Origin of the sequence: Microbacterium esteraromaticum (assembly GCF_017303215.1) — a bacterium.
GTDB classification, from domain to species: domain Bacteria; phylum Actinomycetota; class Actinomycetes; order Actinomycetales; family Microbacteriaceae; genus Microbacterium; species Microbacterium esteraromaticum_C.
The window spans coordinates 1,283,234-1,304,758 of sequence record NZ_JAEMWU010000001.1 but is presented as its reverse complement, the minus strand read 5'-3'; the positions used below and the strand labels follow the sequence as shown (position 1 = coordinate 1,304,758).

Genomic DNA, 21,525 nt, shown 5'->3' with positions numbered 1-21,525 from the left:
CGGCGATCAGGATGCCGGCAGCAGCATCCCCTCCAGGAAAGTCCCCAGCTCGTCGACCGCGTCCAGCGGCAGGATCGCGGCCACGTACTGGTCGGGGCGCACGACGATCACCACGCCGTCACGCGACAGCTCGCGCGCCTCGAAGATGTCGACGTCGGTCCACTTGCTCGGCCCGGCTGCGTACACCTTCTCCCAGTCGGTCAGCCCCAGCGGTCCGGTCTTGGGCGCGAACAACTCGGGCGCAGAGGTCACCTCGACCTCTTCGAACGGCTGCTGGAACACGGCCTTCACATCGAAGACGGCATCGACATCAGCATCCGACGGAGTGAAACGCGCGAACAGCGGCGCGGCCTTCTCTGCCCACGCACCCAGCGCAGCGCCGGTGCGGTCACCGAACGCGTACACGCGCCACCGGCCATCGGCACGTGCATGGTGCCCCAGGTGGATGACATTGCCGTCACAGACGCGCACGACCTCGGCCGATTTGAAGCGCTTGCCGAGCGGGAAGCCCGCGGCGAGCGCCTGGTGGGCGTCGGTGCCCGTGATCATCGACGAGGTGTACTGCGTCATGAATCCGCTGGGGAACTCGGCCGTGCCGAGGTAGAAGGTCGCCAGCTCGGTGGGGTCGGAGATCTCTTCGGGCTTGCGCGCCATCAGGCTTGACCACTCCCGATCGAAGTCGATCAACTGCTGCGCCACCGGGCGGCGCTCGGCGCCGTACGTCGCCAGCAACTCCTCGGGGCTGCGCCCGGTGAGCACGGAACCGAGCTTCCAGCCCAGGTTGAAACCGTCCTGCATCGAGACGTTCATGCCCTGCCCGGCCTTCGCGCTGTGCGTGTGGCAGGCGTCGCCGGTGAGGAAGACGCGCGGCGTGCGCCCCGAGCCGTCGATCACATCGTCGAAGCCATCGGTGACGCGGTGCCCCACCTCGTAGACGCTGTGCCAGGCGACATCCTTGACGTCGATCGAGTACGGGTGCAGGATCGCGTTCGCCTGTCGGATGATCTCGTCGATCGGGGTCTGCCGCACACGGTGATCATCGTCCTCGGCAACCGCGCCGAGGTCGATGTACATACGGCTGAGGTAGCCGCCCTCACGCGGGATGTGCAGGATGTTGCCCGCCTCAGCATTGATGGCGCATTTGGTGCGCCAATCGGGGAAGTCGGTGTTGACGAGCACATCCATGACGCCCCAGGCGTGCGCCGAGATGCCGCCGACGTGCTTGCGTCCGATGGCCTCGCGCACCCCGCTGCGTGCACCGTCGCATCCGACGACGTACTTCGCACGGATCGTGCGCTCCCCCGCGCCGTCGCGCACGCGCACCTCGACCGGAAACGCGCCGCCCTCGTGCACGGTGAGTCCCACGAACTCGACGCCGTAGTCGGGCACGATGCGTCCCGGCCCGTCGGCGGCGGCCTCGGCGAAGTAGTCGAGCACGCGCGCCTGGTTCACGATCAGGTGCGGGAACTCGCAGATGTCGTACGCGTAGTCGGCCGTCCGCGCGGTGCGGATGATGTTCTGGGGGTTCTCGGGGTCGGGGCCCCAGAAGTTCATCCAGCCGATGTTGTAGGCCTCGGCGATGATCCGCTCGGCGAACCCGAACGCCTGGAACGTCTCGACGCTGCGCGGCTGGATGCCGTCGGCCTGCCCCAGCACCAGACGCCCCTCGCGCTTCTCGATCACGCGCGTGTTCACGTCGGGGTACTGCGACATCTGCGCGGCCAGCAGCATGCCCGCCGGTCCGGAGCCGACGATGAGCACGTCCACCTCGTCGGGAAGATCGGTGGGGCGGTCGACACCCAGGCCCTCGGCGGGCAGCACCCGTGGGTCGTGGGAGACGTAGCCGTGGTGGTGGAACTGCATCGCTTCTCCTTCAGCAGGACGTCGTGGGGCGGATGCCGTCTGCATCCGCCCCTCAGAGGGTCAGGCCTTCGACAGGCCGTAGATCGGGCTCTTCGACTGCTCGTCCTCGTGGTCGGGGCCGAGCGGGATGCCGCTGCGATCACGCAGCAGCAGCGTGGCCAGCAGGCCGATCACGGTCATGCCGGCGAGGTACCAGGTGACGGCCTCTGTCGAGCCGGTGGCCTGCACGATGGCCGTGGCGATCGTGGGAGCGAACGCACCGCCAGCGATCGCACCGATCGCGTACGAGATCGAGACGCCCGAGAAGCGGATGCTGGCCGGGAACAGCTCGGTGTACAGCGCCGCCTGCGGACCGTAGGTGAAGCCGAGACCGATGGTGAGGATGGCGAGCCCCGCGAACAGCAGACCGATGTTGCCGGAGTTCACCAGCGGGAACAGGGTGAACACACCCGCGAGCTGCAGGATCCATCCGAGGATGTACGTGTTGCGGCGGCCGAACCGGTCACTGACCCAGCCGGCGATCAGCGTCGAGACCAGCCACGTCACGGCAGAGCCGGCAACGGCCCACAGCACAGGGCCCCGCTCCATGGCCAGCGGACCCTCGGGGTTGGTGGCGTAGCCCTGGATGTAGCCGCCGGTGGTCATGTAGCCGACGGCGTTGTTGCCGGCGAAGACGAGCGCGGCGATGATGACGAGCGGCGTGTGCTTGCGGAACAGCTGCACGATCGGCATCTTGGCTTCTTCCTTGCGCTCGGCCAGCTCGGTGAACACCGGGCTCTCCTCGACCTTGCGGCGCACGTAGTAGCCCACCAGGATCAGCACGACGCTGAGCAGGAACGGCACGCGCCAGCCCCAGATGAGGAACTGCTCACCGGGGGCGATCGCCGTCATGATCGCCATGACGCCCGATGCCAGCAGCAGACCGAGCGGAACGCCGATCTGCGGCGAGGCTCCGAAGATGCCGCGCTTGGTCTTGGGTGCGTGCTCGACGGCCATCAGCACGGCACCGCCCCACTCGCCACCGGCCGAGATGCCCTGCAGAATGCGCAGCAGCACCAGCAGCAGCGGCGCGGCGAAGCCGATCGTCTCGTACGTCGGCAGCACACCGATCAGGGCGGTCGCGGCGCCCATCAGGATCAGCGTCCACATCAGCACCGCCTTGCGGCCGACCTTGTCACCGAAGTGTCCGGCGAGGAACGCACCGAGCGGGCGGAACAGAAAGCTCACACCGACGGTGGCGAAGGCGATCAGTGCGCTGTTCGCGCCGAGCGGCGCGAAGAAGAGCTGGCCGAAGACGAGTCCCACGGCCGTGGCGTAGATGAAGAAGTCGTACCACTCGACGGTCGTTCCGACGACCGTGGCGAACACGACTCTGCGGCGGTCCCGTGGGCTGGCGATGGTTCCCGTCGGTGTGAACCCGGGCTGTTCGCTCATGGTGCTCCTTTGACTTCCTCGTCGGTGACGTCGTTGTCGGTGGCGGCAGTTGCTTGCCACCCGTTCGGTGATCATATACGATTTCAAATACGACGCACAAGACATCGTTCAGACCGGCAGAATCGGCGAACGACCCAGCGCGAGGAGGCGCCCACCGTGACCGAGATCACCCGTCCCGGCAAGATCATCGCGATCCATCTCAACTACGTCTCGCGCTCCGACCAGCGCGGGCGCCGCCCCGCCGCCCCGTCGTACTTCTTCAAGCCGGCCAGCTCGATCGCGGGCACCGACGGCACCGTCGAACGCCCTGCCGGTACCGAGCTGCTTGCCTTCGAGGGCGAGATCGCCCTCGTCATCGGCACCGCCGCCCGGCGCGTGTCCGTCGAGCAGGCCTGGGCGCACGTGGCACACGTGACAGCCTCGAACGACCTGGGACTGTACGACCTTCGCACCAACGACAAGGGGTCGAACGTCCGCTCGAAGGGCGGCGACGGGTACACCCCGGTCGGGCCGAACCTGATCGCGGCGGCCGACATCGACCCCGGTGCGTTGCGCGTGCGCACGTGGGTGAACGGCGAGCTCGCGCAGGACGACACCACGGCCGGATTGCTGTTCCCGCTCCCCCAGCTCATCTCCGATCTCTCGCAGCACTTCACACTCGAGCCCGGCGACATCATCCTCACCGGCACCCCGGCGGGGTCCAGCGTGATCGTGCCCGGCGATGTCGTCGAGGTCGAGGTGGATGCCCCGACCGCACCCGGCGCTCCGTCCTCGGGCCGCCTGCGCACCACCGTGACGCAGGGCGAGATCCCGTTCGACGCGCAGATCGGCTCGATGCCGGCCGTCGACGACCTGCAGCGCGAAGAGGCCTGGGGCTCCCGCGAGGCCGCCGGCCTTCCAGCATCCGCCCCCGCGTCCGCCGCCATCACCACCTACCCCACCCACGAGGGGTCAAAAAACGTCCCCTCCGCAGCACCCAACCCGACCGTTTCTGACCCCTCGTCGGGAGGAGCGTCTGGAGGAGCGTCGGGAGGAGCGTCGGTCGAGCCGGCCGCGGGGCTCTCGGCCGAGCTGCGAGCCAAGCTGATGGAGGCGCCAACAGCCGGCCTGTCGAGCCAGCTGCGCAAGCGCGGACTGCACTCGTGCTTCATCGACGGCGTCTCGGCGAACATCCCCGGCAGCAAGATCGTCGGCACCGCCAAGACGCTGCGCTTCGTGCCCGCCCGCGAAGACCTGTTCAAGACCCACGGCGGCGGCTACAACGCCCAGAAGCGCGCCTTTGACGCCGTCGAAGAGGGCGAGATCATCGTCATCGAGGCTCGCGGCGACGCCACCACCGGAACGCTCGGCGACATCCTGGCCCTGCGCGCCGTTGCGCGCGGAGCGACCGGCGTCGTCACCGACGGCGGCGTACGCGACTTCGACGCCGTCGCCGAGATCGGCCTGCCGGTGTTCTCGCAGGGCGCGCACCCCTCGGTGCTCGGGCGACGACACGTGCCCTGGGAGCACGACGTCACCATCGGATGCGGCGGCGCGACCGTGCAACCGGGCGATGTCATCGTCGGCGACGGCGACGGCGTGATCGTGATCCCCGCCCACCTCGCCGAAGAGGTCACCGACGCAGCCCTCGCGCAGGAGGACGAGGATGCCTGGATCGCCGAGCAGGTCGCGGCGGGCCACCCCGTCGACGGGCTGTTTCCGATGAACGCCCAGTGGCGCGCCCAGTACGACGCGCGATCCGCGCCTCAGACAGAGCAGCAGCGATGACGACCGTGCGTGAGGGCAGCAAGTCGGAGCAGGCGTACACCTGGTTGCGTGAGCGCATCAGCTCGCACCGGTACGGCCCCGGCTACCGCCTTGTGCTGGGTGCCATCGCCGAAGACCTCGGCATGAGCGTCGTCCCGGTGCGCGAGGCGATCCGCCGACTCGAAGCAGAGGGGCTGGTTACCTACGAACGCAACGTCGGGGCGCACGTGTCGCTCGTCGACGAGGGCGAGTACGCCCACACGATGCAGACGCTCGGCTTGGTCGAGGGCGCCGCGACCGCGCTGTCGGCGCCGCTCCTCGACGAGGGCGCGCTCGAGCGCGCCGAAGAGATCAATGAGCGGATGCTGCGACTGCTCGACCACTTCGACGCGCACCGCTTCACCGAGCTCAACCGCGACTTCCATTCCGTGCTCTACGAGCCGTGCCCGAACCCGCACATCCTCGACCTCGTCCACCGCGGGTGGGGCAGGCTGTCGGGCATCCGCGACACCACGTTCGCCTTTGTGCCGGGCCGGGCCCGCCACTCGGTCGAAGAGCACGCCCACATCCTCGAGCTGATCCGTTCCGGCGCCGATGCGCTCACGATCGAGCTCGCCGCACGAGACCACCGCTGGCGCACCATGGACGCGTTCCTGGCCTCCCGCCACCCCGACCGCGAAGAAGAAGGACGATGATGACCGACGTGTACACCCCGGCCGATCTGCCGCAGAAGATCCAGCACTACATCGACGGTGAGTTCGTCGATTCCGCCGACGGCGACACCTTCGCGGTGCTCAACCCCGTCACCAACGAGACCTATGTGCACGCCGCCGCCGGCAAGAAGGCCGACATCGACCGTGCCGTCGCGGCGGCGAAGGCCGCCTTCGAGGACGGCCCGTGGCCGCGGATGCTGCCGCGCGAGCGCTCACGGGTGCTGCACCGTATCGCCGACATCGTCGAGTCCCGCGATGCGCGTCTGGCCGAGCTGGAGTCGTTCGACTCGGGCCTGCCGATCACGCAGGCGCTCGGTCAGGCCCGACGCGCCGCCGAGAACTTCCGGTTCTTCGCGGATCTGATCGTCGCGCAGGCCGACGACGCCTACAAGGTGCCGGGCCGCCAGATGAACTACGTCAACCGCAAGCCGATCGGCGTCGCGGGCCTGATCACGCCGTGGAACACGCCCTTCATGCTCGAGTCGTGGAAGCTGGGCCCGGCGCTGGCCACCGGCAACACGGTCGTGCTGAAGCCGGCCGAGTTCACGCCGCTGTCGGCGTCGCTGTGGGCGGGCATCTTTGAAGAGGCCGGCCTGCCCAAGGGCGTGTTCAACCTCGTCAACGGCCTGGGTGAGGACGCCGGCGATGCGCTGGTGAAGCACCCCGACGTGCCGCTGATCTCGTTCACCGGCGAGAGCAGCACGGGTCAGCTCATCTTCGGCAACGCCGCACCGTTCCTGAAGGGGCTGTCGATGGAGCTGGGCGGCAAGAGCCCGGCGATCGTCTTCGCCGACGCCGACCTCGACGTGGCGATCGACGCCTGCATCTTCGGCGTCTTCTCACTCAACGGCGAGCGCTGCACGGCGGGTTCGCGCATCCTCGTCGAGCGGGCGATCTACGACGAGTTCGTCGAGCGCTACGCGGCCCAGGCACGTCGTGTGAAGGTCGGCCACCCGCACGACCCGGCGACCGAGGTCGGGGCACTCGTGCACCCCGAGCACTACGACAAGGTGATGAGCTACGTCGAGATCGGCAAGACCGAGGGACGCCTGGTCGCCGGCGGCGGCCGCCCCGAGGGCTTCCCGACGGGCAACTACGTCGCCCCGACGGTGTTCGCCGATGTCATGCCCGACGCCCGCATCTTCCAGGAGGAGATCTTCGGTCCGGTCGTGGCGATCACACCGTTCGAATCGGATGCTGAGGCACTGGCCCTGGCGAACAACACCAAGTACGGTCTGGCGGCGTACGTCTGGACGAATGACCTCAAGCGCGGGCACAACTTCGCGCAGTCCGTCGAGGCGGGCATGGTGTGGCTGAACTCGAACAACGTCCGCGATCTGCGCACACCCTTCGGCGGTGTGAAGGCGTCGGGCCTCGGCCACGAGGGCGGTTACCGCTCGATCGACTTCTACACCGACCAGCAGAGCGTGCACATCACTCTCGGCGAACCCCACAACCCCACCTTCGGCAAGAACTGAGCAAGGAAGCCCGTCATGACCGACAAGACCGCGAAGACCCTCACCTCCTCTGGCTTCTACGTCAGCCAGGAGGCCCCCATCAGCAGCGACAACCCGGTGGCGACGCCCGCGTCGACCCCGCCCGACATCCTGCGCTGCGCGTACATGGAGCTCGTCGTGACCGACCTCGCCGCGTCACGCGAGTTCTACGTCGACGTGCTCGGCCTGTACGTCACCACCGAGGACGATGAGGCGATCTACCTGCGCTCGACCGAGGAGTTCATCCACCACAACCTGGTGCTGCGCAAGGGCCCCGTCGCGGCCGTCGCAGCGTTCTCGTACCGGGTGCGCAGCGCCGAGGACCTCGACCGGGCAGTGGCGTTCTACACCGAGCTCGGCTGCGATGTGCGTCGCAACCCCGACGGGTTCGTGCTCGGTATCGGCGACTCGGTGCGCGTGGTCGACCCGCTGGGCTTCCCGTACGAGTTCTTCTTCGAGACCACGCACGTCGAGCGGTTGTCGTGGCGCTACGACCTGCACACCCCGGGTGAGCTGGTGCGTCTGGACCACTTCAACCAGGTCACCCCGGACGTGCCGCGCGCGGTGCGCCACTACCAGGACCTCGGGTTCCGCGTCACCGAGGACATCCAGGACGAGTCCGGCACCGTGTACGCCGCGTGGATGCGCCGTAAGCCGACGGTGCACGACACGGCCGCGACCGGCGGTGACGGCCCGCGCATGCACCACGTCGCCTTCGCGACGCACGAGAAGCACAACATCCTCGCGATCTGCGACAAGCTCGGCGCACTGCGCCGATCGGATGCCATCGAGCGCGGCCCCGGCCGCCACGGCGTCAGCAACGCGTTCTACCTGTACCTGCGCGACCCCGACGGCCACCGTGTCGAGATCTACACACAGGACTACTACACAGGCGACCCCGACAACCCGGTCATCACGTGGGATGTGCACGACAACCAGCGCCGTGACTGGTGGGGAACCCCCGTGGTGCCCAGCTGGTACACCGATGCATCGCTCGTGCTCGACCTCGACGGCAACCCGCAGCCGGTGGTCGCGCGCACCGACAGCAGCGAGATGGCCGTCACGATCGGCGCCGACGGGTTCTCGTACACCCGCCCCGATGAGGGTGAGAAGTCGATGCCCGAGTGGAAGCAGGGCGAGTACAAGCTCGGACACCAGCTGTGACGCTGCCCACCGAGACCATCACCGCGTTGGCGGCGGAACTCGCCGAGGCCGAGCGCACCCGCGGGGTGATCCCGCGGATCACGGCCCGGTATCCGGATGCCACCATCGAGGACTCGTACGCCATCCAGGGCGTCTGGCGCGACTCGCAGGTCGCCGCCGGACGCCGCCTGGTGGGGCGCAAGATCGGTCTCACCTCGAAGGCCATGCAGCAGGCGACGGGCATCTCCGAGCCCGATTACGGCGTGATGTTCGATGACACCGTGTACGCCTCGGGCGCGGAGATCCCGTTCGACGACTTCTCGAACGTGCGCATCGAGGTCGAGCTGGCGTTCGTACTGAAGCATCCGCTCGAAGGCCCCGACTGCACACTCGATGATGCCCTCGCGGCGATCGACTACGCGGTGCCGGCGCTGGAGGTGCTCAACTCGCACATCGAGCTGCAGGGGCGCACGATCGTCGACACGATCAGCGACAACGCCGCGTACGGGGCGATGGTGCTCGGCGACGTGCGCCTGCGCCCCGACGAGATCGATCTGCGCTGGGTGCCCGGTGTGCTCTCGCGCAACGGTCAGATCGAAGAGACCGGTGTGGCTGCGGGCGTGCTCGGGCATCCGGCGACCGGTGTGGCCTGGCTGGCGAATAAGTTCCATCAGCACGGCGCGCGCCTGGAGGCGGGCGAGATCATCCTGGCAGGATCGTTCACACGCCCGATGTGGGTCGAGCGCGGCGACACCGTGCTCTGCGACTACCGCGAGATGGGAACGATCGAATGCCGCTTCGTCTAGACCCGACGTTCCGTGAGGCGCTCGCCCGTGCCGAGCGCCCCCTGATCGGCATGTGGCTGAGCACCGGCTCGGCGTTGAACGCCGAGATCTGCGCCGGTTCGGGCCTGGACTGGCTGCTGATCGACATGGAGCACGGACCGAACACGCTCACCACTGTGCAGCAGCAGTTGCAAGTGGTCGCCGCTTACCCGGCCACGTGCGTGGTGCGGGTGCCGGTGAACGATCCGGTGATCATCAAGCAGGTGCTCGACACCGGCGCGCAGAACCTGCTGGTGCCGATGGTCGCGTCGGCCGATGAGGCGCGCGACGCCGTCGCGGCGGTGCGCTATCCGCCCGAGGGCGTGCGTGGGGTGGGCTCCGCGCTCGCCCGCAGCGGCCGCTGGGGCCGGGTCGTCGGGTACGTGCCCAACGCCTCCGAGACGGTGTCGCTGTTCGTGCAGATCGAATCGGCGGATGCTGTCGATGCCGCCGCCGAGATCGCCGGCGTCGACGGCGTGGACGGCGTGCTGGTGGGCCCGGCGGATCTGGCCGCGTCGATGGGAGTACCCGGTCAGCAGGGGCATCCCGATGTGGTCGCCGCCGTGCGCCGGGTCTTCGCGGCGGTGCATGCCGCGGGCAAGTACGTGGGCGTGAACGCATTCGACCCCGCCGCGGCCGACGCGTACCTCGACGCCGGCGCCCGTTTCGTCACCGTCGGCGCCGACGTGACCCTGCTCGCGCGCGGTTCTGAAGCCCTTGCGGCGCGGTTCATCCCGGCATCCGATTCCTCCTCCGACGCGTACTGAACGACGCCGCTCAAGGCGACGGCGCGGTGTGTGCTTGGATGATCGGATGCTGACCTCGAGAGCCTTCCGGTGAACCGCGGGCTGGCCGCACTGACCGACCGCAACTTCCGCTGGTTCTTCCTGGCGCGTGCCATCACTCTGGTGACCGGATCGATGTCGTCGATCGCGCTGGCGTTCGCCGTGCTGCAGATCGACAACGACCCCGTCAGTCTGTTGTTGGTGCTCGCCGCGTTCACGGTCGCGAACATCGTGTTCGTGCTGTTCGGTGGCGTGATCGCCGATCGGCTGCCCCGCGCCGTGGTCATCCAGGTCTGCTACGTGATCGACATCCTCTCGATCGGCACGGTCGCCTACCTGTTATTCACCGAGACGGCGACGATTCCGGTGGTGATCGCCCTCGCCGCCGTCAACGGCGCGTCGACCGCGTTCGTCCTGCCCGCGATGCAGGGCATCATCCCCCAGTTGACGACACCCGAGACGCTGCAGCAGGCCAACGCCATGCTGTCTTTCGTCCGGTCGGCGGTGACCATCGGCGGTCCGGTCATCGCCGGCATCCTGGTCACCACGGTCGGTCCGGCCTGGGCGATGGTCGTGCAGGTGATCGGCTGGCTCGTCGCGATCCCCATCCTTGCGCTGGTCAAGCTGCCCCCGCCGGTCGGAGACGGCAGCTTCTCACTGTTCGCCGACCTGCGCATCGGATGGACCGAGTTCTGGAGCCGTTCCTGGCTCGTCGCGGTCGTCTTCGCGTTCATGATCATGAACGCGATCCACGTCGGCGCCTGGGGCGTGGTCGGGCCGTACATCGCCAAGAACGATGACCGCCTGGGCATCGCCGGCTGGGGCTGGGTGGTCAGCGCCGAAGGCGCCGGAGTGCTGCTCATGACGCTCGTGCTGATGTGGGTGCCGTTGAAACGCCCGCTGCGGATGGGCATGATCGGCATCAGCCTCTTCGCCCTGCCCTTGACCGCGCTCGGACTGCATCCGGCGGTTGTGCTCGTGGCGATCGCAGCGTTTCTCGCCGGGGCGGGCGCCGAGGTGTTCAGCACAGGCTGGAGCGTGGCGATGATGGAGAACGTCCCCACCGACAAGCTCAGCCGGGTATCGAGCTATGACATGCTGGGCAGCTTCGTCGTGATGCCCATCGGCACGCTCGTCTACGGCTGGCTCATCACGCACGCCGATCCGGCTGTCGTGCTGACCACCTCGGCGGTGCTCTACGCGGCCATCGCGCTCGGCACCGTACTGGTGCCGAGCGTGTGGCGCATGGGGCGCACGCGCGCCGTCCCGATCACAGGCTGACGAGCACCAGCACGGTCATCAGCACCACGCCCGAGCCGAGCAGCGTCACGAACGTGTAGCCGAGGATGTCGCGCATCTTCAGACCGGCGATCGCCAGCACGGGCAGCGCCCAGAACGGCTGGATCATGTTCGTCCACTGGTCGCCGTAGGCGACCGCCATGACGGCCACCGCGGGGTCGACACCCAGTTGGTCGGCGGCATCGAGCATGATCGGGCCCTGTACGGCGAACTGCCCGCCACCCGAGGGCACGAAGAAGTTCACGACACCGGCGGCCAGGAACGCCAGCACGCCGAACGTGACCGGCGTGGCGATCGCGACGAACGAGTTCGAGAACAGTTCGATCAGCCCCGAGCCGGCCATGATGCCCAGGATGCCCGCGTACAGCGGGAACTGCACGAGGATCTCGCCGACGTTCGATGCGGCCTTCTTGGTCAGGTGGATCAGTTCGAAGGGGTTGCGCACCAGCAGCAGGATCAGCGCCAGGAACGACCAGTTGACGATGTCGAGGGTCAGCGTGCCGCCCTGAACGAAGTGCACGACGAGGTAGACGGCGAGCGCCGCCCCGAGCGCGAGGGTGAGGATGCGCGACGCGTCGACGCGGTCAGCGGGGGTGACGACCTGGTCGTCGGCCTCATCATGCTCCTCGGAGCCGACGTGCACCGGCAGCTCGAAGATCGGGTCGTCCTTGCGCGGACGGATCAGGAAGAACAGCAGCGAGCAGACGACGATCACGCTGACGGCGGCCAGCAGGTTCCACGTCGAGAACAGCGTCTCGGTGACGGGAATGACCTCGTCGTTCAGAGCCGGTGCAAGGAAGGACCCCGGCGTCGCGGCGGTCAGTGGGCCCGAACCCGAGTAGCCCATGTGCCAGACGACGAAGCCCGAATAGCCGGCGGCCACCAGCAGCGGGAAGTGCACCTTCATGCCGCGCTTGCGTGCCTGTACGGCGACCTCACGGGCCAGCAGGGTGCCGACGATGAGTCCCAGCCCCCAGGTGATCAGGCAGGCCAAGGCCGCGACGATGAAGACGAAGACGTACGCGAACGCCGCGTTGCTGGGCACACGGGCGAGCCAGCCGAGCAGCTTGCGCACGGGGCCGGTGTTGGCGAGCATGTACCCCAACAGCAGGATCAGGCACATCTGCGTCATGAAGGCCAGCAGGCCCGCCAGACCGTCGCCCCAGCTGACGACGACGTCGACAGGGCTCGTCTGTGTCAGTGTCATCGCGAGGATGGCGACGATGAACGTCAGGACGATCGCGAAGGTCAGCGCCGAGGGGATCCACTGTTCGAGGAACCTGTTGATGGGGCGCATGAAGCTGCGCTTGCCGGGGCGTGTCTGCGTCGTGTGCATGACAGCTACTCCTTTGTCTCTGGGCACACGTGTCCGTGCCTCAAAGACCATAGCGAATTCACGGCTGCGGCTTTGGCATCGCACAGCCTCGACACGCACACTGGAGACATGAACTTCGACACCCTGCGCGCCCTCGCCGACCGCGCCGCCCTGTTCACGGCCCTCCGGCAGGACCAGCTGGTCGCCGCCGTCGACGACCTGGGCGAGCACCGCTGGAGCGTCGACCTCTCGGCAGGAGTGTTCACCTTCGCCGCCGATGCCGACCCGTCGCGCACTCTGCAGGCGACGCCGCACCTGATCGCTTCCATCGCACCGGGCCCCCGCTCGCTGATGTGGTCGTGGGCACTCCCCGAAAGCTACGACACCACCGTGGCCGACCGCCTACGGACGTACGGTGAGCAGCACGGCATCGCCGAGCTCACGGCAGGCGAGGTCGCTCTGCCCGACGGCGACGACGGGGACTCCGCGCTGTCATCGCTCGCGCACCTCGTGGGCGGCGCGGCCGTCGAGATCACCGGGCTGTCGCCGTACTACATCGCCAACGTCGGAGACACGCGCGCGGTGATCCTGCTCGACGCTGCGGTACCGACGTTGAGCGTCAGCACCGCGGTACAGGCGCTCCCCCGTGTGCTCGCCGGCCTGACGATGCGCGATCCGCGGGCATCCGTCTGGGATCTCTCGCGTCTGGCCGGGTGGCGACTCGAGTGGGCCGATGAGTCGTTCTCGGCGGCCGTCGTATCGGATGCCACCGGCACCGCCACATTCCGGTTCGACGAGCACGCCCGAATCTCCGGCATCGAGAGCACACTCACCGGCGCCTGAACCGGCGAATGTGCGACCCTGGAGGCATGCGCAACGCGATCATCCGGTTCGGTGCCCTCTACGTCTTCAACGCGGCGGCACTGCTGCTGCTCGGTCTGCTGCTGCCGAGCGTGCGCGTGGGCTGGCACGCCCTGTGGGCCGCCGTCGTGCTCACCGCCGCCGCACTGCTGATCAAGCCCGCGCTGCGCGCGGCATTCCGCAAGGGCGTCGCGAAGTCAGCGCATGAGCGCACGAAGCTCGGCGAGAAGGCAGTGCAGTACGCCAGCGTTTTCGCCGTCGAGCTGATCGTGTGGATCGTGACCGTGCTGTTGAGCGGTGTGCGCGTCAGCGGATTCTTCTGGGGCTGGGTGCTCCCGCCCGTGCTGCTGCTGATCGGCTGGGTCGTCTACGACCGCCTCGACGACCGGTTCCGCGCGAAGGCGGGCCAGATCTACGACGCGACCTCGGCCAAGATCACCGGGCGACGTCCGTCTCCGGCATCCGCCGCTCCCGCTCCCGACTCCCCCGCGACCCGCGCGGGACGCGAGGAGCTCGCCGACGGGCTGACGCCCGAACAGCGTCGGATGCTCGACGACCTGGGGTGACGTACGCCGCGCCGCGGCGCCGCGTACGGCTTCTCGCTACGCCCGCTCGGCGGCCTCGACGACGTTCGTCATCAGCAGCGCGACGGTCATCGGGCCGACACCGCCCGGGTTGGGCGAGAGGAATCCGGCGACCTCGGCAACGTCGGGATGCACGTCGCCGTACACCTTCGACTTGCCCGTCTCGGGGTCATCCTCACGGGTCACTCCCACGTCGAGCACGGCAGCGCCGGGCTTGACGTCGGCAGCGCGGATGAGGTGCTTGACCCCCGCGCCGGCGACGATCACATCGGCCATCCGCAGGTACGGCGCCATATCCGGCGTGCCGGTGTGCACCTGGGTGACCGTGGCATTGACGTCGCGCCGCGTGAGCAGCAGCCCCATCGGCCGGCCGATCGTGACGCCGCGACCGACGACGACGACGTGCTTGCCCGAGAAGTCGTAGCCGTTGCGCACGAGAAGCTCGATCACGCCGCGGGGCGTGCACGGCAGCGGTGTGTGGATCGGCGCGTTGACGTTGAGCACCAGCCGGCCGAGGTTGGTCGGATGCAGACCGTCGGCGTCCTTGGCCGGGTCGATGCGCTCGAGGATGGCATCGGTGTCGAGGTGCTTCGGCAGCGGCAGCTGCACGATGTAGCCGTGGCACGCCGGGTCGGCGTTGAGCTCATCGATCAGCGCTTCGACCTGCTGCTGGGTGGCATCCGCCGGCAGCTCGCGCTGGATGGAGTTCATGCCGATCGCCTCGGACTGGCGGTGCTTCATGCCGACGTAGAGCTGCGAGGCCGGGTCGGCCCCCACCAGCACGGTGGCGATGCCGGGCACGATGCCGCGGGCACGCAGCGCCGCGACGCGCTCGGTCAGCTCGCTCTTGATCTCGGCCGCAGCGGCTTTGCCGTCGAGGGTCTTCGCCGTCATGTCACGGTTCCTTTCACGGTCGTTCCCTCCCCTCCCACGAGGAGTCCACTCCCACGAGGGGTCAGAAAACGTCGGGTCCGGGCATGCCCAGGCGACGTTTCTTGACCCCTCGTGGGTGGGGGTTCGCTCCCCGGGGAGGAGTTCCTTGCGGAGAGCGGGCCCTCGCGGGGAGGGAACGAGAGGGGGTTACTGCTGGAGGTCGGGGTACAGCGGGAAAGCCGTCGCGAGAGCATCCACGCGGGCGCGCAGCGCGTCGATGTCGGCACCCGGCTGCAGTGCCAGGGCGATCACATCGGCGACCTCGGTGAACTCGGCGTCGCCGAAGCCGCGCGTGGCGAGCGCCGGCGTGCCGATGCGCAGACCCGAGGTGACCATCGGCGGGCGCGGGTCGTTGGGCACCGCGTTGCGGTTGACGGTGATGTGGATCTCGTGCAGCAGGTCTTCAGCCTGCTTGCCGTCGATCTCGGCGTCACGCAAGTCGACCAGCACGAGGTGCACGTCGGTGCCGCCCGAGCGCACCGCGACACCGGCGTCCTTGACGTCCTGCTGCGACAGCCGGTCGGCGATGATCGCCGCACCGCGCAGCACGCGCTCCTGACGCTCCTTGAACTCCGGCGAACCGGCGATCTTGAACGCCGTCGCCTTGGCGGCGATGACGTGCATGAGCGGACCGCCCTGCTGACCGGGGAAGACAGCCGAGTTGATCTTCTTCGCGATGTCGGCGTCGTTCGTCAGGATGAAGCCCGAGCGGGGGCCACCGATCGTCTTGTGCACGGTCGACGAGACCACGTGCGCGTGCGGCACCGGGTTGGGGTGCAGCCCCGCGGCGACGAGACCGGCGAAGTGGGCCATGTCAACCCAGAGCAGTGCGCCGACCTCATCGGCGATCTCACGGAACGCGGCGAAGTCGAGGGTGCGCGGGTACGCCGACCAGCCGGCGATGATCACCTTGGGCTTGTGCTCGATGGCGAGCGCACGCACCTCGTCCATGTCGATCTTCGAGGTCTCGGGGTCGACGCCGTACGCGACGATGTCGTACAGCCGGCCCGAGAAGTTGATCTTCATGCCGTGGGTGAGGTGGCCGCCGTGGTCGAGCGACAGGCCCAGCAGCGTGTCGCCGGGACGGGCGATGGCGTGCAGCACGGCCGCGTTGGCCGTCGCGCCCGAGTGGGGCTGGACGTTGGCGAACTCGGCGCCGAAGAGCTCCTTGGCGCGCGAGATGGCCAGCGACTCGGCGACGTCGACCTCTTCGCAACCGCCGTAGTAGCGGCGGCCGGGGTAGCCCTCGGCGTACTTGTTGGTGAGCACCGAGCCCTGCGACTGCAGAACCGAGACGGGCACGAAGTTCTCAGAGGCGATCATCTCGAGGTACGTGCGCTGGCGGTTCAACTCGCGCTCGAGAACCTCGGCGATCTCGGGGTCGACCTCGGCGAGCGGGGCGTCGAAGTAGCGGTCGGTCATGGCAGTCTCCTGTTCACAGGGGAAATAGGGAATGTTCCTCATCGGCCCAGGCGCGCGGTCGAATCCCATGAGGTCGCTCCCCGGTGGTGACCCACCCAGACGCCAGTCGCGACGCACATGAGTCTAGCGGATCGGCCGGACTTAGACCGTTGCGCGTTTCCCGTGAACCGATAGGTTTTGTTCATGGCCCTTCCAGATTCCCTCCCCCTGATCCCCTCCCCGATCTCGGCCACGGCCGGAGAGGGGCGCCTCGCACTGACGCCGGGCACCCTCGTGCACGGGTGCGAGGCAGCATCCGCCGCCCTGATCGACGCCGTCGAGCGCCGTACCGGCACCCGCCTCACCACGTCGGATGCCACCGACGACGCCGCGACCACGATCGCTCTGCGGGTCGACCCGGCGGCGGCCGCCGCCGAGGGTTACACGCTGCGCGTCGCCGAGAGCATCGAGGTGGTCGGCGCCGATGCGGCCGGCCTGTTCTACGGCGTCCAGACCCTGTTGCAGCTGCTGCGCGAGGGCGAGGACGGCTGGGGGTGGCAGCGCGCCGAGGTGGCGGATGCCCCCCGCTTCGCCTACCGCGGTGTGATGCTCGACGTCACCCGCCACTTCTTCCCCGTCGACGAGGTCAAGACCGTCATCGACCGCGCTGCCGCGCTGAAGTTCAACCACCTGCACCTGCACCTCACCGACGACCAGGGCTGGCGCATCGAGATCGATGCCTGGCCGCTGCTGGCAGAGAAGGCCTCGACGACGTCTGCCAACGGCGACGCCGGCGGCTTCTACACGAAGGACGACTACCGCGAGATCGTCGGGCACGCGGCATCGCGGCATGTCACGATCGTGCCCGAGATCGACCTGCCCGGCCACACGCACGCGATCGGCGTCGCCTACCCGGATCTCGTCGAAGAGCCTGTGCTCAACGACGAGCTCGTGCGCGCCACCGAGGCGTGGGGGCAGCAGCTGCCCGTACGCGGCGAGCCGTTCACCGGCTGGGGCGTGGGCCACTCCAGCGTGCGCATCCGCGACGAGCGCACGTACGACTTCGTGCGCGACGTGCTCACCGAGCTCGCCGAGATCACCCCCGGCCCGTACCTGCACATCGGTGGTGACGAGTCGCTGGGCACCTCGGCCGAGGACTTCGCGTACTTCGTCGAGCGCGCGACGGCGATGGTGCAGCAGATCGGAAAGACTCCGGTCGCGTGGCACGAGGCCGGCGCTGCCGCCGAGATCGCCACGGGCACGGTCGGCCAGTTCTGGGGTGCCCTCAAGCCGTCCGAGCTGCACGCGTCCGAGGCGGCGCATTTCGTCGCGCGCGGCGGTGGGCTGATCCTGTCGCCGTCCGACACGATCTACCTCGATATGAAGTACGACGCCGACTACCCGCTGGGCCTGGCCTGGGCGGGCCTGATCGACGTGCGCCGCTCGTACGAGTGGGAACCGACCGACATGCTCGATGTGCCCGACGAGGCGATCCTCGGCATCGAGGGACCGCTGTGGACCGAGACGGTGCGCACCTTCGAAGACGCCGATCAGCTGATCTACCCACGCATCGCAGCCGTCGCCGAGCGCGCATGGACGCCCGCAGGATCGCCGCAGCTGACCTGGGACTCGTTCCGTACCCGACTGGGAGCAATGGCTCCGCTGTGGCAGGCTGACGGCATCCACTTCCACCGCGCAGCTGAGATCGACTGGAGCTCCTGATGACCCCGACCACCGACTTCCGCGGATCGCGGGTCGTCCATTCCGCACGTCTGGTCGACGGAGATGGTTCGATCACCGAGAACGCGTGGGTGCGTTTCGAGGATGGCTACGTCGCCGCCCGCGGCACGGGAACGGACTGGACCGATGCGGACGACGTGGTCGATGCCGTGTCGGTCGCCGGTCCGGGTGCGCTGCTGTGCCCTGGATTCATCGACATCCACGGTCATGGTGGTGCCGGCGCCGCCTATGACGACGGAGCCGAGGCGATCCGCACCGGCCGAATGATGCACCGCGCGCACGGCACGACACGTGCCGTGATCTCGTTGGTGACCGCGAGCGTCGACGCGCTCGCGCAGCAGGCCGCCGTGATCGCCGATCTCGCCGAGTCGGATGCCGAGATCCTCGGTAGCCACCTGGAGGGCCCCTTCCTCGATCCCGGCCATCAGGGCGCGCACGAGCCGTCGCTGCTGCGCCACCCGGAGACGGCCGACGTGGCGCGCCTGCTGGAGGCCGGCCGCGGGACGGTGCGTCAGGTCACGATCGCGCCGGAGCTGCCCGGTGGCCTCGACGCGGTCCGTCAGATCGTCGCGTCGGGCGCGGTCGCCGCGATCGGTCACACCGACGCGGACGCGGATGCCGCACGCGCGGCCTTCGAGGCGGGCGCATCGATCCTGACGCACGCGTTCAACGCCATGAACGGCATTCACCACCGCACGCCGGGGCCGGTCATCACTGCCGCGGCCGATCACCGCGTGGTGCTCGAGGGCATCGCCGACAACATCCACCTGCACCCGAACATCATCAAGCTGCTCTTCGACGTCGCGCCAGGTCGCGTGGCGCTGATCACCGATGCGATGGCGGCGGCCGGTAGCGCCGACGGGCACTACGACCTCGGCGCGGTGAAGGTCACGGTGAAGGACGGCGTCGCCCGCACCGACGACACCGGCTCGATCGCGGGTTCGACGCTGACGCAGGACGTGGCGTTGCGCAACGCCGTCGCCGCGGGTGTGCCGTTGGCCGAGGCCGTCCGCGCCCTCACATCGACGCCTGCCGGCGCGATCGGATACGGCGCTTCGCTGGGAACATTGCAGCCGGGCTTCGTCGCCGATGCGGTGCTGCTGAGCGACGGGTTCGACGTGCAGGGCGTCTGGGTCGGAGCGGCGCCGACGCGCTCTTGCTGAGAGAACGGGGTTCGGGCCGCCGTACTCCCCAGCACGGCGGCCTCGCGTCCCCAGGAGCCGGTCGGACCGAAGGCTCCTCCCCCGAGGTCTTCGGCCCGGACCGGGTCATCGATGCGATACCCCGTGCATCGATGCTGCAACGCCGCCCCCCGGTGGTGCTGCAGTTCGCTCCGAGTAATGAGACGCCGCTGTACCGGGTTCATTACGCGAGTCCCAACAAATTTCACGAGAAAGTTCCGCTGCCCGGTTGGGGAGTTCTCCACAGGGTTGGTTTCGACGCTCGTTTGTGACCAGAATTGGGAGGACGCGTGATGAAACGACACTTCACGCGTCTCTTCGTGTGAGCGCGTTCCGATAAGCGCGTGGTGAGGACATCAAGTGGGAGACCAGAAAGCCGATCATTCGGCATCCGCCGATGCAGACCTGGTGTTGCGTGCGCGATCGGGCGACACCGAGGCATTCGCGGAACTCTGGCGACGACACCACGTGTCCGGCCTGACCGTGGCACGGTCGGTGACGTCATCTATCGACCCGGACGACCTGGTGCAAGAGGCCTACGCCCGCATCTACCAGGCGATCCTCAAGGGCGGCGGCCCGAATGGGTCGTTCCGCGCGTACCTGTTCACCAGCATCCGCAACACCGCGGCGGCATGGGGGCGCTCCCGCCGCGAAGTGCCCATCGATGAGATGGACGCGGTCGTCGATCCGCACAGTACCGACTCGGCCGCCGATGAAGCGTTGGATCGCGGGCTGACCGCTCAAGCGTTCCGGTCACTTCCCTCGCGCTGGCAGGAAGTGCTCTGGTACTCCGAGATCGAGCAGATGAAGCCGGCCGAGATCGCACCTCTGCTCGGGATGACCGCCGGCGCGGTCTCCCAGTTGACCTTCCGCGCGCGGGAGGGCCTGCGCGAAGCGTGGATCCAAGCGCATCTGCGCAGCGTCGCTGAGGGCTCCGAGTGCCAGTGGACGATCGAACACCTCGGCGCTCACTCACGCGGCAATCTCGGGCCGCGTGCGCAGCAGCGTATCGACGCGCACCTCGCCTCGTGCACGCGGTGCATCATCGTCGCCGCTGAGGCGAAGGACGTCTCCGGGCGCCTGGCGATCGTCATCCTTCCGCTCGTACTGGGCGCTGGCGCCGCCTCCAGCTACCTCGCCACTTTGCAGGGCGGCGGTGCGCCGATCGTCGCATTGGCCGCGATGCCCGCGGGTGTGGTGGATGTCGCCACAATCGGCGGGACGACATCAAGTGTCGGTGCACCGATGATCTCCGGTGCGGGCGCGGTACCGCCGAGCATGGGCGGCGCCGAAGCTGCGGGAGCCGCGGGCTCCGGAGGTACTGGCGCGGGCGCGGGTTCCGTCGCGGGAATCGGCGCACTGGTCGGTGCGGGTTCGGCCGCACTGGTCGTCGCCGGCGTCGTCGCCGCCGTCGCGGTGGTGCCGGCGCTGACGTCGGCGGGCAGCGCCACCTCTTCACCGAGCGCATCGCTGTCGGACTCGTCGGCGATCACTTCCGAGGTGAACCCCGACACCTCGAAGCCACTGGAGAACCCGCTGGTGATCGAGGTCGACGACGAGCCGCCGGCGGCGCCGTCACCCCTGCCGGGCGTCGAGGCTGCACCTCCGGCCGCCGAGGCCACCCCCAGCGAACCCGCCGCGCCCGAGACGCCCCCCGCGCCCGAGCCGAGCCCGAAGCCGATGGTCACGCCCGAGCCGAGCCCGACGGTCACGCCCGAGCCCACTCCCACCGTTACGCCGAAGCCGACACCGACGGTCACGCCGAAGCCGACGCCGACCGTCACCCCGAAGCCGACGCCGACCGTCACGCCGAAGCCGACACCGACCGTCACACCGACGGCCCCACCGACGCCAACGCCAACGCCAACCCCCGTACCAGAGCCAGAGCAGGATCTGGCTCCGATCGTGTGGGACGGTCAGCGCGAGGTCTGGGTCGACGACGAGGGCAAGACCCACTACGTCCTCCCCGTCAGCGGCACCCCGAACGCCGTCGTACAGGCATGGCTGGGTGGCAGCCCCGGCGGAGGCGATGAGATCACTCTCGACTCCCAGGGCGAGGGCCTGATCGACCTGCGCCCGAACGCCTGGCAGATCGCGCTCGGCGCCGAGCTCGGACTGCGCTATGTCGTCGACGGCGAACCCGGTGAGTGGACGTACTTCACCATCAAGGGCTTCCTCAGCCGGTAGCGACCGCTCACCCGGCATCG

17 protein-coding genes and 1 riboswitch are annotated in these 21,525 nt (G+C 68.6%); of the genes, 12 read left to right on the top strand and 5 right to left on the bottom strand.

Translation table 11 applies throughout. The annotated features are described in order from the left end of the window. Positions 1-6 precede the first annotated feature (6 nt). Both JF543_RS05875 and JF543_RS05870 read right to left on the bottom strand, forming a co-directional pair. Complete coding sequence (locus JF543_RS05875; protein ID WP_206820871.1) at positions 7-1,863, bottom strand: FAD-dependent monooxygenase; 1,857 nt, start codon at positions 1,861-1,863, stop codon at positions 7-9. Between the two features lie 60 nt (positions 1,864-1,923). Then, positions 1,924-3,297, bottom strand: a complete 1,374-nt coding sequence (locus JF543_RS05870) for an MFS transporter (protein ID WP_179411501.1) — start codon at positions 3,295-3,297, stop codon at positions 1,924-1,926. Positions 3,298-3,453: 156 nt separating this feature from the next. Between JF543_RS05870 and JF543_RS05865 the strand changes: the two genes are divergently transcribed. The 7 genes from JF543_RS05865 to JF543_RS05835 all read left to right on the top strand — a co-directional run bounded on the left by JF543_RS05865 (position 3,454) and on the right by JF543_RS05835 (position 11,285). Next, the gene (locus JF543_RS05865; RefSeq protein ID WP_206823133.1) at positions 3,454-5,064 is read left to right on the top strand and encodes a fumarylacetoacetate hydrolase family protein; all 1,611 of its coding nucleotides are present in this window, start codon (positions 3,454-3,456) and stop codon (positions 5,062-5,064) included. Next, complete coding sequence (locus JF543_RS05860; protein ID WP_179411503.1) at positions 5,061-5,738, top strand: GntR family transcriptional regulator; 678 nt, start codon at positions 5,061-5,063, stop codon at positions 5,736-5,738. Before JF543_RS05865 ends, JF543_RS05860 begins: the two co-directional genes overlap by 4 nt. Continuing rightward, positions 5,738-7,234 carry a 5-carboxymethyl-2-hydroxymuconate semialdehyde dehydrogenase gene (gene hpaE, locus JF543_RS05855; protein ID WP_206550299.1) on the top strand — a complete coding sequence of 499 codons (1,497 nt, stop codon included), beginning with the start codon at positions 5,738-5,740 and terminating at the stop codon, positions 7,232-7,234. Before JF543_RS05860 ends, hpaE begins: the two co-directional genes overlap by 1 nt. A 15-nt stretch (positions 7,235-7,249) precedes the next feature. Continuing rightward, a complete protein-coding gene (gene hpaD / locus JF543_RS05850; protein ID WP_206820873.1) occupies positions 7,250-8,416 on the top strand; it encodes a 3,4-dihydroxyphenylacetate 2,3-dioxygenase in 1,167 nt (388 codons plus the stop codon). 2 nt (positions 8,417-8,418) lie between these two features. Further along, entirely contained in the window at positions 8,419-9,201 is a 783-nt protein-coding gene (locus JF543_RS05845) for a fumarylacetoacetate hydrolase family protein (RefSeq protein WP_206821697.1), read from the top strand. Next, positions 9,186-9,986 (top strand): HpcH/HpaI aldolase family protein, encoded by an 801-nt coding sequence (locus tag JF543_RS05840; RefSeq protein WP_206820874.1) that lies wholly within the window; start codon positions 9,186-9,188, stop codon positions 9,984-9,986. Before JF543_RS05845 ends, JF543_RS05840 begins: the two co-directional genes overlap by 16 nt. 69 nt (positions 9,987-10,055) lie before the next feature. Then, a complete protein-coding gene (locus JF543_RS05835; protein ID WP_206823131.1) occupies positions 10,056-11,285 on the top strand; it encodes an MFS transporter in 1,230 nt (409 codons plus the stop codon). Here the strand turns inward: JF543_RS05835 and JF543_RS05830 are convergent. Beyond that, the gene (locus JF543_RS05830) at positions 11,275-12,639 is read right to left on the bottom strand and encodes a short-chain fatty acid transporter (protein WP_224817429.1); all 1,365 of its coding nucleotides are present in this window, start codon (positions 12,637-12,639) and stop codon (positions 11,275-11,277) included. The genes JF543_RS05835 and JF543_RS05830 overlap by 11 nt on opposite strands. 108 nt (positions 12,640-12,747) lie before the next feature. Here JF543_RS05830 and JF543_RS05825 point away from each other — a divergent pair, with 108 nt between their 5' ends. Together JF543_RS05825 and JF543_RS05820 are read left to right on the top strand one after the other, a co-directional pair. After that, a complete protein-coding gene (locus JF543_RS05825) occupies positions 12,748-13,461 on the top strand; it encodes a DUF6882 domain-containing protein (RefSeq protein ID WP_179411508.1) in 714 nt (237 codons plus the stop codon). 26 nt (positions 13,462-13,487) lie between these two features. After that, positions 13,488-14,045: a hypothetical protein gene (locus JF543_RS05820; RefSeq protein ID WP_206823128.1), complete on the top strand. Its 558-nt coding sequence runs from the start codon at positions 13,488-13,490 to the stop codon at positions 14,043-14,045. A gap of 36 nt (positions 14,046-14,081) precedes the next feature. On the opposite strand, the gene JF543_RS05815 is transcribed toward JF543_RS05820, so the two are convergent. Beyond that, positions 14,082-14,957, bottom strand: coding sequence for a bifunctional methylenetetrahydrofolate dehydrogenase/methenyltetrahydrofolate cyclohydrolase (locus tag JF543_RS05815; RefSeq protein ID WP_179411510.1), 876 nt, complete (start codon positions 14,955-14,957; stop codon positions 14,082-14,084). Positions 14,958-15,143: 186 nt separating this feature from the next. Beyond that, the gene (gene glyA / locus JF543_RS05810) at positions 15,144-16,418 is read right to left on the bottom strand and encodes a serine hydroxymethyltransferase (RefSeq protein WP_206550304.1); all 1,275 of its coding nucleotides are present in this window, start codon (positions 16,416-16,418) and stop codon (positions 15,144-15,146) included. 37 nt (positions 16,419-16,455) lie between these two features. Then, a riboswitch (ZMP/ZTP riboswitch) is annotated at positions 16,456-16,538 on the bottom strand. 63 nt (positions 16,539-16,601) lie between these two features. Here glyA and JF543_RS05805 point away from each other — a divergent pair. The 3 genes from JF543_RS05805 (at position 16,602) to JF543_RS05795 (ending at position 21,505) form a co-directional block, all read left to right on the top strand. Next, positions 16,602-18,119, top strand: a complete 1,518-nt coding sequence (locus tag JF543_RS05805; RefSeq protein WP_206823126.1) for a family 20 glycosylhydrolase — start codon at positions 16,602-16,604, stop codon at positions 18,117-18,119. Further along, positions 18,119-19,300, top strand: coding sequence for an N-acetylglucosamine-6-phosphate deacetylase (locus JF543_RS05800; protein WP_206823119.1), 1,182 nt, complete (start codon positions 18,119-18,121; stop codon positions 19,298-19,300). The genes JF543_RS05805 and JF543_RS05800 overlap by 1 nt, the downstream gene beginning before the upstream one ends. Before the next feature lie 378 nt (positions 19,301-19,678). Beyond that, complete coding sequence (locus JF543_RS05795) at positions 19,679-21,505, top strand: sigma-70 family RNA polymerase sigma factor (RefSeq protein WP_206823117.1); 1,827 nt, start codon at positions 19,679-19,681, stop codon at positions 21,503-21,505. Positions 21,506-21,525 lie beyond the last annotated feature (20 nt).

Excerpts from the sequence above, each read along its gene's own strand:
- JF543_RS05875 (WP_206820871.1), bottom strand. The coding sequence starts at position 1,863 with ATGCAGTTCCACCACCACGGCTACGTCTCCCACGACCCACGGGTGCTG.
- JF543_RS05870 (WP_179411501.1), bottom strand. The coding sequence starts at position 3,297 with ATGAGCGAACAGCCCGGGTTCACACCGACGGGAACCATCGCCAGCCCA.
- JF543_RS05860 (WP_179411503.1), top strand. The coding sequence starts at position 5,061 with ATGACGACCGTGCGTGAGGGCAGCAAGTCGGAGCAGGCGTACACCTGG.
- hpaE (WP_206550299.1), top strand. The coding sequence starts at position 5,738 with ATGACCGACGTGTACACCCCGGCCGATCTGCCGCAGAAGATCCAGCAC.
- hpaD (WP_206820873.1), top strand. The coding sequence starts at position 7,250 with ATGACCGACAAGACCGCGAAGACCCTCACCTCCTCTGGCTTCTACGTC.
- JF543_RS05840 (WP_206820874.1), top strand. The coding sequence starts at position 9,186 with ATGCCGCTTCGTCTAGACCCGACGTTCCGTGAGGCGCTCGCCCGTGCC.
- JF543_RS05830 (WP_224817429.1), bottom strand. The coding sequence starts at position 12,639 with ATGCACACGACGCAGACACGCCCCGGCAAGCGCAGCTTCATGCGCCCC.
- JF543_RS05825 (WP_179411508.1), top strand. The coding sequence starts at position 12,748 with ATGAACTTCGACACCCTGCGCGCCCTCGCCGACCGCGCCGCCCTGTTC.
- JF543_RS05820 (WP_206823128.1), top strand. The coding sequence starts at position 13,488 with ATGCGCAACGCGATCATCCGGTTCGGTGCCCTCTACGTCTTCAACGCG.
- JF543_RS05815 (WP_179411510.1), bottom strand. The coding sequence starts at position 14,957 with ATGACGGCGAAGACCCTCGACGGCAAAGCCGCTGCGGCCGAGATCAAG.
- glyA (WP_206550304.1), bottom strand. The coding sequence starts at position 16,418 with ATGACCGACCGCTACTTCGACGCCCCGCTCGCCGAGGTCGACCCCGAG.
- JF543_RS05805 (WP_206823126.1), top strand. The coding sequence starts at position 16,602 with ATGGCCCTTCCAGATTCCCTCCCCCTGATCCCCTCCCCGATCTCGGCC.
- JF543_RS05800 (WP_206823119.1), top strand. The coding sequence starts at position 18,119 with ATGACCCCGACCACCGACTTCCGCGGATCGCGGGTCGTCCATTCCGCA.